The organism is Paenibacillus senegalensis JC66 (genome assembly GCF_000285515.1).
In the GTDB taxonomy this organism is placed as follows: domain Bacteria; phylum Bacillota; class Bacilli; order Paenibacillales; family NBRC-103111; genus Paenibacillus_L; species Paenibacillus_L senegalensis.
On record NZ_HE610958.1, the window covers coordinates 166,847 to 181,896 of the forward strand.

The following is a 15,050-nucleotide window of genomic DNA, read 5'->3' on the forward strand; positions in this document are numbered from 1 at the left end:
ACCGCATACAATCGCCGCTACAGCGGGGCCCGAGCGAATTTTTTTTAGATAATGTAATCTCTGCTCTTTAAATACACAGTAAAAAAGGGGCTGTCCAGTCAGTGAAAACTGACGACTGGACGCCCCGTTTTTGTTGTATAGCAAAAATCAGGTTACGACTTAGATCCGGCTTTGTATTGAGGAGTGAGGTTGACCACTGCGTCGGGCTGTTGGGAATGAAAGCTCCCTGCACGGCTGGAAACGGCTGCAGCCGGAATGCGATTAAAAGCCCCTGCTGGCATCCAGCAAATTGCTCACCAGCTGCGCACCTTCCGCCCGGGTCAATATTTCTGACGGATCAAAGATTCCGCCCGACTTGCCATGCATGATACCCAGCTGAGCGGCTTCCTTTACATAAGGCTTTGCCCATGCAGAGATAGCATCCTCGTCCCGGAAAGCTTGCGGTTCCTCTGAGTCGGCTTCCACCCCATACCAGCGATAAGTTCTTACTGCCAGGGCGGCAGCCTGTTCCCGGGTAAGGGGATCATAGGGTCTGAATTCCGTGTCAGTCATTCCGGTTACAAGCCCCGCTGCTTGAGCGGCAGCCACATAAGGGGCAAACCAATCCCCCGCACTCACATCTTCAAAGCCATTAGGCACAGCACCATCTAACTGAAAAGCCCGGGTTAACAAAGCGGTAAATTCGGCACGGTTCATCGCCCTCTTCGGTTCGAACCTTCCTGCCCCTGTGCCTTCCACCACATGTTTTGCCGATAGCCGTGTAATGGCGCTGTTAGCCCAGTGAGCGGCAGGCACGTCTAGATACGTTTTCTCATAAACCAGCCATCCGTAATAGGAAAAGCGGTGCAGCTCGGTTTCCCACATATTCTGGCTCGAATTGAATTTACCTGCCGCGTATTCCAGCTGACCGCCGTCATCCAGACGGTAAAAGCCGAGGAGCGGGGAATAAGCGGTCACATCCGGAGACCAGAGCAGGTATACCGGCTCTGTAAACCAAGGCAGACTTACAGCTGTACCGTTCTCGCTCACCGCCTCAAGCTTAAGCTCTATAAAATCTCCCTGAGGCTTAAGACGGACTTGATGAACCTGCTCAGCAAGGGACAGCCATCTATCTAGCAGCTCCTGCTCTACGGGTAAGTAGGAGAAAATGATCCGGGCCCGGTCCTGATCCCCGAGCTCAAGCTCATCGAGCTGATCGTGCAGCAGTCCTCCCGTAAGCTTCAACTGGAAATGTGCAGAACGAAGCCAAATAATGGCCTCCCTATCCAGCTTCCGGACCGCATCGGCCGTCCACTCTACACGGTGAATTCCTTCCAGGTCGATTTCGAACCGCTTGTTCTGTATAGTCAGTTGGTCTGAGGTTATGACTAACGTTCCTTCCTCCACTGTTTTGTCAGGTGCTGCTATTGGGCCTCCGAAAGATGGTCTGCCCTGCCCCGGCACTGCTCCGGGCTTCTCCGGCCCTTCTCCCGGACCGCCTGGTCCTTCCCCGGGCTCCTCAGGCCCTTCTCCCGGACCGCCTGGCTCTTCCCCGGGCTCCTCAGGCCCTTCTCCCGGACCGCCTGGCTCTTCCCCGGGCTCCTCAGGCCCTTCTCCCGGACCGCCTGGTCCTTCCCCGGGCTCCTCAGGCCCTTCTCCCGGACCGCCCGGTTTGGCCGTTACCTGAATCCGGAATTCGGACTCCATCGGATAAACAGCTTCCGTAACCGTAATGATTGCTTCTCCTGCATTCCTAGCAAAAGCTGTCCCTGAATCGGTAACCGCAACAATATGAGGCGCACTGCTCTCATACCTAGCGTCACTAACCGCTTCCTTTGATCCATCCGGATAAAGCAGCTCAGCCCGCAGCTGCTGACTTCCTCCCTGGATCATGTGCGGACTGCCGTGAATGACCAGCGAGCTAGGCTCTCCCTCTGTAACGGTTATGGCCATTGAGCGCTGCAGTCCATAGACGGAATCCGTAACTGTTAGGGTGGCTTCTCCCGGTTGTTTGGCCCGGCCGATTCCTTGATGATCTATCTCCAGCACAGACGGGTTATCGCTTGCATATACGGTTCCGCTAGCTTCTTCCGTTCGTCCATCCGAGTAATGCCAGCGGGAAGTAAGAGGGAGCTGATCGCCTGCCTTCCAGAATTGTGGCACCGTTAGACGGATAGATAACGGGCTTGGCCGGAATATACCGGTCTCGGTTATGCTATTCCAATTCGTTGCCGAGTTGCCATAGCCGTTAATCCGGATATAGCGGGCGGTTATCGGAGCAAACGGATATAATTCAGGCTGGACCGTTAGACCAGAGCTGATACCATCCGGGTATACCGTTGTCCATTCGCTGCCATCCTGGGAGACATGGATATCGAAATATTGGGTCCTGCTGTTCCCATTGAAAATTGCGATGGATACGGCGCCGACTTCTGTCGAAGCGCCTAGATCATACTGGATCCATTGCTCCCCATCGGCTGACCAGCGCGTATCCAGATTCCCATCCAGCGTCTTATCCGGGGTGTTGCCCTGGGCAGCCTCCGGAACAGCGCTTGCCGTAACCGCAGCTACTGGCAGCCTGTTCACTTCCGGAAGGTCACCGATAATCGGTCCAGTGCGGAAAGAAACCGTATACCGGTTAACCGCCGCAGGATCGCGCGGATCGGTTACGTCCACGAAAGCCCGACCGGGAATGCCTGTTGCCGGGATGATTGTCACCGGATAGCGGGAGTGCGCGTCCACAACAGGCAATTCCAGCTCATCGAACGGCAGGGCCACCTCGTAGAATGTTCGCTGCGGGTCAAAACCATCGACAAGCACGCCATTAACTGTCAGCGAGTCCAGCAGAGGCGGTGCTGGCGTTTCGGGAAGCTCACCGTCCGGAATCGTCCAATCCGTTAAAGGATGGACAGCAGGAGCATGTGAAGGAAGCGGTTCATGACCGTTAAGCGGCACCATCCAGACGGAAAGAGTACCCGCTTCCACATCTGTCATATGCACAGCGAGCTTCTTCACACCGTAGTTCACCGACTGACCCGGAGGGTTAGGAGAGCTGGGAAGCGGAACCGCATCCATTGCTGAGAAAGACGCTCCTGTTGGCGCCTCCAGCAATTTTACATAAAGCTGCTTGTCCTTCTCACGCAAAATAGCTGCCTGTCCATTCCCGATAATTTCAATATCAGCTGTAGTATGCATAAACCAGTAGATTTCAGAAGGCGATTTCAGCACCATTTCATCTTGAAGGATCAGCTCCTTGCGGTCTCCTGTCAGCATGAGCCCACGCTTCAGGCTCACTGCATCAGCCGGATAGCGGTCTGTCATATCCAGAATTCCGTAGCCGCCGCGCGGCTTGAATTCACTCTTTTCCAATAAAGCCTTGGCCTTATGGTCCTGCTGAAGAACAGGATTCTTTTGCGGATTGATGACCAGCGTATTGTGACCTTCTGCCGTTTTTCTATAGTACTGCCAACGGTTCCTGTTATAATCCCAGAATCCGGGCAGACTGTAACTCTCATTACCGACATCAAGCGCCCATCTGACGCCAAGCGCATCCATCACAAAGCTGCCCGAATCCAGATCGTGATGGCTCAGCAGAGTTTCGTTGAAGCCTTTCATAGAAACGAACAAAGCATTCGGATCGTTCCAGGCACTTCTCATCGAGATAGCCTCAATCCCGGAGAAAGTCCGGTCCAATTCTGTCGGCGGCACATCAAACATTCCAGGACGGTATAATACTAGATATAAAGGATCAAATACTCCTTTACGCCTGTACAGGTCTCCCAAATGCCAGGCCAATTCAGGCTGGTCGAAAAAGCTGGCAAACCACATCGATTCCGGCTGGGCCATCGTGATCCCGCCATCGTAGAAGTTGAAGAAGCCTCCTTCACCCAGCAAATAAACCGGGAATGCACCCGACTCTCTGATACCCGGCATACTGGAGAGGCCGTAATCGGTTTTCAGCACATTGTTCATTGCAGCCATCATATAGGTCAAATATTGCCCGCCATAATGCCAGTAAGCCGGCCCTTCCGGCCAAGTGCCGTCAGGCGTATAGTGTCTCAGCGCTTGCTGCAATTTGTGATAGGCTCCTTGCAAAACCCGGGATGCCGACTCTTGTACAGGACCACGCTCATCGAGGACCGCAAGTGCTGCTACAGCAAAACTTCCATTGTCTACCAGGTTAATATTGTTATATTCTCCGTTATGTCTAAACTCGCCATTGTACCAGTCCAAGGCAACCGCCAGAGCTTTATCCGCAATTGCATCGGCCGCCATACTCCGCTGTGCAGGCGACATATATTCATAAACCCAATCGTAGGCAAGAGCTACAGCGAAGGTCAATTCCGCCATAGGAAGCATATTGTTATGTCGATCTCCCCAGTCAGGATACTCCGAGAGCGCCTCAAGCTCCAGAACGACCCTCTCGGCGTATTTCGTTTCACCGCTTAATTGATACATCAATGCAGCCGGGACCAGCCTGCTGCGGATAACCGAGTAATTCGAGCCGTTGGGAGCATAGGGCAGCGGGAGCGTGTTCAAAACCGGATCAGCCCTCTGCCTTAACAAATCATACCATTCCGTTACATAAGGATCCGTTCCAATTAAACCCCTTATATATGCAAAATCATCCGCAGTCGCCAGGAGCCGGGGGTGACTGCCTTCTTCAACCTCTTGCGCAAACTTGTCAACAAAATCACCCGCAATTGGAGCCGCATAAATTTTGACAACATCTTCGGTCACTTGCCCTTCTGCTGTAGAAGCGGCTACACGGAATTCGTCATAACCGATATAGCCTGCGTTCGGTGTATAGGTGAAGGAGCCGTCCGCCTCCACAGTGGCCTGACCATATCGCGGTTCCGTCAAGCGGGTCCATAGCACCTTCTCAGGCTCCGGCATGAGAACGCTTTCTATTTTCCCGGAATAAGACTGATTTTTCGGAGTAGTGTGCCATACAAGATCGAGCTCAGGCGCCTCAGCGGCAGGTACCACCTCCAGCTCAACTACTCCCGTCCTCGGTCCGCCGTTCCCTGCGTCCGCAATAAATACGAAACGATCCTTGCCGCTGTACCCTCTATCGGGATAGTAGGTGAATGTTCCGTCGGAACGAACGTTGGCCGTGCCGTGCAGGGGATCCATCACTTTGCTGAATACAATTGGTGCCCCCTGTGCATCATTAGCTATCAGCTGTCCTGACAGCCCGCCATTCTGCTGAACCATTTCGTTTAACGAGACTACAGCCAAGCTCTCCCTGGCATCAACACTGACTACAGTGGCGGCCGTCAGTCCGTTTTCCTTGGCAGTTACCGTGATAATCGAGTATCCCTCTTTCAGAGCCCGGAGCTGCCCCGTGCCGGACACCTCGACTACATGCGGCGCCGAAGATTCCCATTGAACCTGCTGATTAGTAGCGTTGGCAGGGGTCAGCTGGGGAGTTAAAACCGCCTCCGCACCAGAGTCCAGCTCCATATGAGTATCCTCCAGAGCTATTCCCTCCAGCTCGACATATTCTTCCACGGCAAAATCATCAAACCATACCTTCCCGCTTGAATTTTCCAGGAAAGCCTCAATTTTTAGCCACGGAGGGGATGCAGCGTTATCTGGAATTGTAAGTACCCGTTCAAAATAAGTCCAGTCGTTCGTCCCTCTCTTTTCCACTATATTAATCAGAATATTGCCGCCAGTTCGTCCAGCCTGAACTCTTACGAGAGCTTTGCCGCTTACGTTATCTGTTTTCATCCATCCGCTAATTCGGTAAGTGGCGCCAATTTCGATAGCACGAGTTTCTACAATCACCGCTCCGCGGCTCGGAGACTCTGCTTCAACGCTCGCAGAATGGCTGCCGCTTCGCGCCACCTCCGTATCAACGGCAAAAACCGGAGAGCCACTTGCCCGCCAGCTGTCCGTAGCAGCAGGCGCTACGTTGTCCTTCCAGCCGGACCTCGTCTCCGTAACCTCAAACCCTCCATTAGTAAGCAGATTTGTACTGCTTTGAGCGGAAGCAGCAAGCCCCCCCATAGGCGCTAGGCCGGAAAGCAATACCCCGCACAACAACAACATAATCCATCGTTTCAAGGTCAGTTCCTCCCTCTAATTGCGGTCATGTTCTGATGATCCTACAAGATTAGAAAGCGCTATCAAAAATAACCATTTCTGATTCTTCTGCAGGTTTTAGTAAAATGTCCCTCCTTTACAATGTGGTGCAATTATCCAATTTTCACTTTAAATGAAACCGGGGATTCGCGCCTATATAGAAGTTTTCTTATTCCCTATCCAGTCTTAATAGAGGCGCTATCATTATTTAAGATTTATAGTCCATAATCGTGATTAACCAATTGCCTCCTGTTTTTATGGACTCGAAAAGAAAGGCGGCCCGGAAATTCCGAGCCGCTGTGCAAGTTTAAAAATTGGTATAAATCGCGTATGAACCTCGATTATGCAGACTTCACGAAAATTGTTTACCCATGCTGATCAAGAACCTGGCTTCCGTCCTTGTATACTTGCTGAATATCAAGCAGATCCCCGTTCCACTTATAGACGACCAGATCGGCCGGTGCGTTTTCCTTTAAGCCGGGAGCAGTCTCCAGCCCCATGAAGGCAGACGGGCGGGTCGAAGCCATCTCCCAGGCGAGGCTGGCCTCGCATAATCCGGTCCTCACCAGATGCTCAATATTGAACGGGAGCATTTGTGCGGAACCGGCCAGCGTCTGAGGGTTATCTGCGATGTGCAGCCGGCCCTCAGGGGTCAGCACAACAGAGCCCCCGATATGAGTTTCATAACGTCCCGGCTCCATTCCGCTCAAATAAACTGCATCGCTGACGATCATTAATTCCTGCGGCTTCACTTTTAAGAACACCTTAAGTACGGATTCCGGCAAATGAAATCCGTCTGCGATCGCGCAGGGGAACAGCTCGTCACAAGCCAGCTGCTCCCACAGAAAATTAGGATGCCGCGGAATCATCTGGGCGGCACCGTTGCCTAAATGAGTGCACATAGTTGCACCGGCAGCTACCGCCTCTCGAATCTGTTCGGCGGATGCCGCTGTATGGCCAATGGATACGATGATTCCCATCTGTACACAGGAACGTATGAATTCAGCAGCATTATCCCATTCCGGGGACATCGTAATAATGCGGATCTTGCCGTTCGCAGATTTTTGCCAGCGTTCTACCCACTCCAGATCAGGTGCTGTTACGAAGCTGGCATTATGCGCTCCACGCGCTCCGTCAAGCGGGGAGATGAATGGCCCCTCAACGTGAATGCCGGCGATACAGCTGTCAGTAAAAGGATCATTAGAACAAGCCGATGCAATGACACCAACAAGCTTCTCAATCTCTTCCCCGCTGTTCGTGATTACGGTAGGGTAATACGAAGTGACACCAAGCGCAGCAATGCTGCGGGTCACTTCATGCACCGCTTCCTCTGTTAAAGGAAGCGTATTGAAATCAATCCCGCAGTAACCGTTGATCTGTAAATCGACCATTCCTGGCGCAATCCAGGGCAGATCTTCCGGGAATGACTCGTTGTGGCAGATTCGGCTGATCCTTCCGTTCTCCAACCACACAGTGACCGGCTGGCCTGTGCGATAATGGCGCCCTTCAATCTTGCCCGCGACAGTCATGAGACATCACCATAGGAATCGGGATCGAGGTACAGGGTGCAGTCCGGGTGTGTACGCAAAATAGATGCCGGGCATTGCGTAGTTATCGGGCCGTTTAACGTGTGCATAACCGCCTCGCGTTTAGCTGCGCCAGGCACGATACAGAACAAATGACTGGCTGACAGCATAGTCGGGATCGTCAACGTCAGCGCATGAGTCGGCACATCATCAAAGCTTGGGAAACAGCCGTCATTGACCTGCTGCCTGCGGCAGGCATCATCCAGCTCAACCGGCTTCATTACCTCGGGATCCTCAAAGTTGGCCACCGGAGGGTCGTTGAAGGCGATATGTCCGTTCTCGCCAATACCGAGGCATACAATGTCTATGGGGGCTTCGTTTAACAGCTCTGTGTAACGGCGGCACTCTTCTTCGGCCCCGTTGCTGCTCTGAATCAAGTGAAGCTCTCCGGGATTGACCTTATCAAACAGCTTCTCCTTCAAGAACTGGCTGAAGCGCTGCGGCGCATCCTCGGGCAGTCCGATATATTCATCCATATGAAAAGCGGTGACCCGGGACCAGTCTAATTGTTGATCCTCCGTCAATGCCTGCAAAAACTCATTCTGTGAAGGAGCGGCAGCAAAGACCATACGAATTCTGTCCTTCTCCTTCAGCAGCTGCTTCATCCGCGCTGCCGTATTCGCCGCTGCTGCTCTACCCATGTCGTCCCGGCTGTTATAGACCCGAACCTTAAGCTTGTCTTTCAATTCTGTCACAATTGGCTGAATGTCTGTGCTCATTGATTAAAGCTCCTCTCCGTTTGAAATGGACCAAGCAAGGACTCTCTACTGCCTCCCCCTATTGAAAATGAAAGCCAAAGATCGGTTTCCTTTCCAACCCTGAACTTCCCCAGGCGGCTGTGTAGCATGCCTTGACTGTCTGTATCTGCTTTTATTATGGGGGATAAAGGGCACGAACACAATAACATATCCCAAGAGCATGTATCAGACTGGTTACTTTATTATGTCTAAAAATAGCTGCAAGGCCATAACCACTATTATCAGTGGAACAGGCTTGCATTGCAGAAAAGCAGGAGCTTGGCTTTCACAGCTCCTGCTTCTGCTTTGTGCGAGCTTTTAAGGGTGCGCAGGAATACGCAGGCGCACTTAGACCGCAATCGGAGCTTTGATCCCCTTGTGGTGCTGGTAGCCGATGATTTCGAAATCTTCATACCGGTAATCGAAGATAGAATCAGGCTTGCGCTTGATCTGCAGCTGCGGCAGCGGGTAAGGCTCACGGGACAGCTGACGCTCAACTTGCTCCAAATGGTTGGAGTAGATGTGCACGTCGCCGCCGGTCCAGATCAAGTCCCTCACTTGGAGATCACATTGCTGTGCAACCATATGAGTCAGAAGCGCATACGAGGCCAGATTAAAGGGCAGGCCCAAAAACGTATCGACTGATCTCATGTGGAACATGCAGGATAGCTCGCCGTTAGCTGCGTAGAACTGGAAGGCATAATGACAAGGCGGCAAAGCCATGCCTTCTACTTCAGCAGGATTCCAGGCGCTGACCAAATGCCTGCGCGAATCCGGATTGCGGCGGATTTGCTCGATCAATCCCGCAATCTGATCCACGACTTGTCCATCCGGTCCAAGCCAGGTCCGCCACTGGGCTCCATACACTCTTCCCAAATTCCCCTCTTCATCAGCCCACTCATCCCAAATCGAAACGTCATGCTCCTGCAAATAACGGATATTGGTTTCTCCGCTTAAAAACCAAAGCAGCTCGTGAATGATTGACTTCACATGCATCTTTTTTGTCGTAAGCAGAGGGAAGCCCTCCCGCAAATCTAATCTCATCTGGCGGCCAAATACAGAGATCGTCCCGGTTCCGGTCCTGTCCTCCTTAGCTGCCCCATTATCCAAAACATCTTGTAATAGATCCAAATAAGCTTTCATGCTGACACCTCAACTAGCCTTCCTGTAACCGGCTATTCATTTCCGCCGGAAAGGATGGTTATTTTCACCCATTTGTTAGAAATGGTTATATTGAATCTATTATAGCATACTGCTACGCGAAATAACCTTGCCGTCTCCAGAGCGGAGCGCAAGGTTATTCCGAATATCATTATCGCCGTTTTACATCATTCGCAGAATAGCGTCGCTGCCTTTCATTCCTTTGGTGATGCCTAATGCTTCCGCTTCCAAAGTGACCGATTCCAGAGGAGCATCCAGCAGCTGTTCCAGCGTCTTAACTCCCACTGCCCGGCCGGCAATTATTTTCCGGTCGCTTAGCTTGTCATTGAGCAGTTGGACGTCCAGGGCACCGCACATAATATAGCCTTTGTCTGTCGTTACGACCAGCAAGGTAGTCTTAGGCAGCTTGACTTCCACTGCGGTAGCTGCCTTTCCTGCGATTTCAATCGGCTTGACCAGCATCATATCTTCCCCTCATCCCTTCTCCTCAGGATTGATTAGAAAATGCTCCTTTTTCTCCTGCCGGCATGGCAGCCAGCAGGAGCTCTGGTTAGTGCCTTATACAGCATATGAAGAAATGCAGGAAAGGGCCTTAGGCGGGTCAACGAAATGAGCTGGGCCATAGCACGAATTTGTGCTGGTCCCTCTCTGCTCCTGTTTGCAGAAGCCAGTTCACCACTGCTTGTTCTTCTATCGGCTTGCCGTTCCAGTGCTCAATGACCAGCTTTTTGCGTCCGCTCTGACGGAGGAGCTCTTTTAACATTTCTTGCAGATGGCGGGCCGTTTCCGGATCATTCAACACTTCGCCGGATGAGTCGGCATCGCCAATCATCGTCCATTTCTTTCCGTAGCCCTCCATCCAGATGATCCACTCCCCATCCTTTATCACAAGGAAATTACCTGGCTTGCGGGCAAAACTGGCATGATCATGTTCCGGCCAAGGAACGCTAAGACCGTAAGGGTTGGCCGGATCTACCGCAGACAGCAGCATAGGAGCGATCTTTACCGGGGATTGGCGAAACTGCTCCGCAAGCTGCCTGTCCACGAACTGAACAGGTGACATTCCTTCCACAAACTGGCCCCTGGTGACGTTTCCTCTCTCTTCCATGCGGCGGTATATCGCGGAGAGGGTATCCCAGGTGTAGGGACAATCCTTGGCTGTTTCTTTGGTCACGAGAATATATTGGGACAGCAGCAGGCGGGCCCAGGCAAGGGAGGAATCGGCAGCTTCCTGCACGCTCTCCGTCTGCCGCTCATCCCAGGCATACCACCTTCCCGTTCCGCTTCTCGCTTGCGCAGCGAGCTTGGCCGCGGCCATACGCCCCGTGGGCTGCCGGGAGGGCTTGCCGTGCTGCCGCAGCGGGGTTAGCTGGTCATTAGCAATCCGTCCTTCCCACATCAAATCATTAAGCTTTTCGGCAAGCACGGACGGCGGTTCCCCGGTTTCCCGGCTCAGCCGGGTGAGGAAGCTCGCTCCCATGGAGCGGAGCCGTGCCAGCAGCTCGGGATGCTGTGTCCCTGTATCCGGCCGATTGGTTAGCGGACGGTACAGGGCTTCCGACTCGGCTAGAAAAAACGCGACCCTTCCTTCCTTTTCAGCAGGCTCTTTGCGGGCCAGCCACACGATTTCTCCGCTCGCAGCAAGCTCGTCCAGAAGGTCTTTGCGATAGTGGGGTACCCGCGCGGGAAAAACATACGATTCCCATATCGACAAAGGCAGGTACATGCCCTGTAAAGCTTCAATAGCCTCACGCAAAGAGTCGGAGGGACTGCCGCTTCCGGCATCAGGTTCCTGCCCCTGCGCCACCCGCTGGTTTCTCATCAGCAGTTGAAGGTACCGTTCCGCAGAAACAGGCTTCATAGCCTGGCGGTATTCGCGAATGGAAAAGCGGATAAGCCGTTTGGCTATCTTGCTGCTAATCCACAGATCTTCCTCCTGAGGATCAGCGAATGGCGCCGGTTCAATGACGCCCTCATTAATCCATTCCTGCATGATCTGCTGAGCTTCCGCGGAGCTGATTCTGTAACGGGATTGTATCGTTTCCAACGTAAAAGACAGCTGGTGGTCTATATACCGCTTAAGAATCAGTTGCCGGGCCGTAGCCGATAATTCACGGGACGGCCGTTCGTCCGGCCTGCTCGCGTTCTGCAATTCCATGTACCATGGATGCTCATCAGCGCAAATCCAGCGGCGCTCGCCTGCAATCCGCAGCTCGGTAATCCAGCCCTTCTGCTGCAGCTCGTCAAGCCATGCTTGAACCGTCTCTTCTCCCAGCCTGGCCGGCTGTGCCGCCAACAGCTGGCCTTCCCCCTGCTCCGCCACAGACTGAGGCGGCCTGGCCGGGGTGCCATCCAAAATCTGTGCTGCATCGCTTGCGGTATAGTCTTCGCTCTCGGCATAGGTATCGCCTTCGGCTTTTATTACCCCTAGAGGCAGCTCCGCCTCCGCCAAAGCTTGCAATTCTCTGGCGTTCCGGTCGCCGTGCTCCTTGAACCAGCGGTACAGCTCGCTCGCCTTCCCCGGACGGCGGGCTCCCAGCTCCAAGCGGTCCCGTTCCTGCTGCAGCTGCTGTTCAGGGATGAGCTTCGTAACGCTTCCCCTGCCGAAGTAGCGGTCAGCCAGCTCTTTACTGATATCCATGAGCTGAACCTGCAAATCCTGCTTAAGCACATCGGATTCATACATGGCTACATTGACAAAATCATACACATATTGGGCCGCCATCGGAGAAGGAAAACGATTTTCCGTCAGGACCCACTCCATCTGGCCGCTAGCTAGGCTATGGTGAATTTCCTTAAGCGCGGGCAAGTCGAGAGAGTCCTCTATGCACTCCCTCATTGCCTCCTGCAAAAAAGGAAATTTGTCCTTGTAAGGCAGAGCTTCGCTCAGCAGTGCCTCGCTGCGCATTCTTTTCTTCCAGGCCGGCGTTCGTTGAAAGCCTTTGGAGAGCAGCAAAGACGTTTCTGCCAGCCGGCGGAAGGTGATGCCGAGCAAGGGCGATCCCGGCAAAGCCTTCCACAGCCGTTCCTCCAGCTTGTCCTCAGGCAGCGGACCGAAGTATTGGAGCCATTCCGGCTGCCAACGCTTGAATATAAATTCGATGCCGTTGTCCAGCGCAGTCGCGTAATACCGCTGCGAAGTGACCTCGCGCAGCGCGGCCTCGATAGCCAGCTGCCACGTATAGTGAACGCGGCGGCCGAACCAGGAGTGGACAATAACGTGATGATGGAGGGCGTCATCGACAAAGTGCTCGACGACGATGCGCTTGTCCGTGGGCAGCGGGGAGCTGGCTTGCTGGCTGCGTAACCAGGCGATTAATTCCTCGGCCGCCTGGCGGTCCATCCGGTAATCCCGCATCAGCCGTTCCTGCAGCAGCTTGTGTGGCGGTGGCTCCGCTAATTGGCGTTCCAGTTCGGCAGTGAGGGATCCGATAAGCTTGCCAAGCTCAAGGCTTCTTGCCAGCGGCTGCGCCTTCCAGAACGGTATCATGCTGAAAGCATTGTCCGCCTCCGTCACATAGATGCGATCCTGGCGGATCGAACGGATTGACCAGGAGCTCGTCCCCAATTGAAATACATCCCCTACCCGGCTTTCAAATACGAATTCCTCATCAAGCTCCCCGAGAAATTGCCGGGTTTCCGCATGGTGCACGGGGTAGTTGCTGCTATGAGGAATGGTGCCGGCCCCCATGATCGCAGCCATGGGGGTGTTCGCGCGACGCCGCAAAAGCTGCTCCGCACGGTCCCACGCGATGAGCGGCTGCGCGAACGGGTACAGCCCGGCGAGCACCTCGAGCAGGCTGCGGTAGCGCTCGCGCGGCAGTGTGCGGAAGCTGTCGCTGCGCGTAAGCACGCCGAACAGCCGCTCCTCCTCCCAGTCATCCACGGCCACCATGGCCGTAATCTGCTGGGAGAGCACATCGAGGGAATTCCGCGGAATGCGGATTTCCTCGATGTCGCGAGCGGCAATCTGGCGGGCAAGCACAGCAGCTTCCGGCAGCTCGCTGCGGCTGCGCGCGATGATGACGCCGCGGCTGATGCCGCCGACGGAGTGCCCCGCGCGGCCCATGCGCTGAATGCCCGCAGCGGCCGCCTTCGGGCTGTCGATCTGAATCACCAGATCGACGTGCCCGACATCGATGCCGAGCTCCAGCGAGGACGTCGCCACCAGGCAGCGCAGCTCGCCCTGCTTGAGCTGCCGCTCGACCTCGAGCCGCTTCTCGCGCGAGACGCTGCCGTGATGGGAGCGCGCCACCTCGCCGCCGAAGTGATCGTTGATGCGAAGCGTCAAGCGCTCACATAGCCTGCGGCTGTTCACAAAGACGATCGTCGTACGCGCATCGCCCATCACCTGCACTAAACGGTTCAGCAGGGCAGTCCAAACCGTTTCCTGATCTTGTGCCGGCAGCAGGCGTTCCGGCATGGTCACTTGCACATCGTACTGCTTGTCCATTGTATGCTCAATGATATGTACGGGACGCTCACAAAGAGAGGCGTTAGTGCCTCGGCTGGCGTCTGAGTCTCGAGTGACGTCTCCGCCTCGAGTGACGTCTCCGCCTCGAGTGACGTCTCCGCCTCGAGTGACGCCTGCGTCTCGAGTGACGTCTCCGCCTCGAGTAACGTCTCCGCCTCGAGTGACGTCTCCGCCTCGAGTGACGTCCCCGCCTCGAGTAACGTCTCCGCCTTGGCATACATCAATGCCTTCATCGAAGCGGTCAGACAAGACCAGCTCGCTGCTGCCAACAACCCTAGGCTTTGCTGGTTCCCAGCCTCCTAAAAAGCGGGCTACCCGTTCTAACGGTTTTTGCGTGGCAGAGACTCCGATCCGCTGGACGTTCCTGCCTGTCCATTCCACCAGCCGTTCCAGGGTAAGGGACAAATGGGCGCCGCGCTTATCCTGGGCCAAATCATGGATTTCATCCACAATGACCTGCTCGACCGTTTTCAGCATGTCCCGGCCTTTGACGGAGGTGAGCAGCAGGTACAGCGATTCCGGTGTCGTAATCAACAAATCCGGAGGCTGTCTGAGCATGGAAGCACGCGTACTCTGACTCGTGTCCCCGGTCCTTACTGCTGAAGAGAGCTCCGGCCAACTCTCGGAGAGCTTGGTTCCAGCTTGGGTAAACCCCGAACTTTTGGCCTGCCGGTTCATTTCAGCAACAAAAGCCGTGATATGCTCATGAATATCATTGTTCAAAGCTTTAAGCGGAGTTATATACAATAGCCGTACGCCTGCACGCCAATTCGTTTTCGATGCCAGCTTGCCGGCAACTAGCCGGTTCAGGCAAGGCAGCAGAGCGGCAAGAGTTTTCCCCGAACCGGTCGGGGATGCGATCAAGGTATGGGAGCCCTCGTTAATTGCCTCCCAAGCTTTAAGCTGGACACCCGTTGGCTGTCCAAATGTATTGCGAAACCATTCTGCCAATACGGGATGAAAACGGGAAAGCGCCTCGCTCATTCTTTCTCACTCCTATAGCTGCAGATGTTACAAACTGCC

The 15,050-nt window shown here is 54.2% G+C and carries 6 protein-coding genes; all 6 read right to left on the minus strand.

Features of this window, described 5'->3' with window-relative positions; translation table 11 throughout:
- Window positions 1-261: 261 nt before the first annotated feature.
- On the minus strand, window positions 262-6,051 hold the full coding sequence (locus tag PSHG_RS09290) for an S-layer homology domain-containing protein (RefSeq protein ID WP_010272182.1): 5,790 nt from the start codon (window positions 6,049-6,051) through the stop codon (window positions 262-264).
- Window positions 6,052-6,434: 383 nt separating this feature from the next.
- Window positions 6,435-7,598, minus strand: coding sequence for an N-acetylglucosamine-6-phosphate deacetylase (locus PSHG_RS09295; RefSeq protein WP_010272185.1), 1,164 nt, complete (start codon window positions 7,596-7,598; stop codon window positions 6,435-6,437).
- Window positions 7,595-8,374, minus strand: coding sequence for a glucosamine-6-phosphate deaminase (locus PSHG_RS09300; protein WP_010272187.1), 780 nt, complete (start codon window positions 8,372-8,374; stop codon window positions 7,595-7,597). The genes PSHG_RS09295 and PSHG_RS09300 overlap by 4 nt, the downstream gene beginning before the upstream one ends.
- 366 nt (window positions 8,375-8,740) lie before the next feature.
- Window positions 8,741-9,535 carry a thymidylate synthase gene (thyA, locus tag PSHG_RS09305; RefSeq protein WP_010272189.1) on the minus strand — a complete coding sequence of 265 codons (795 nt, stop codon included), beginning with the start codon at window positions 9,533-9,535 and terminating at the stop codon, window positions 8,741-8,743.
- Window positions 9,536-9,715: 180 nt separating this feature from the next.
- Window positions 9,716-10,018 carry a YunC family protein gene (locus tag PSHG_RS09310; protein WP_010272190.1) on the minus strand — a complete coding sequence of 101 codons (303 nt, stop codon included), beginning with the start codon at window positions 10,016-10,018 and terminating at the stop codon, window positions 9,716-9,718.
- Window positions 10,019-10,154: 136 nt separating this feature from the next.
- Window positions 10,155-15,011, minus strand: a complete 4,857-nt coding sequence (locus PSHG_RS09315) for a DEAD/DEAH box helicase (protein ID WP_010272192.1) — start codon at window positions 15,009-15,011, stop codon at window positions 10,155-10,157.
- Window positions 15,012-15,050: the final 39 nt, after the last annotated feature.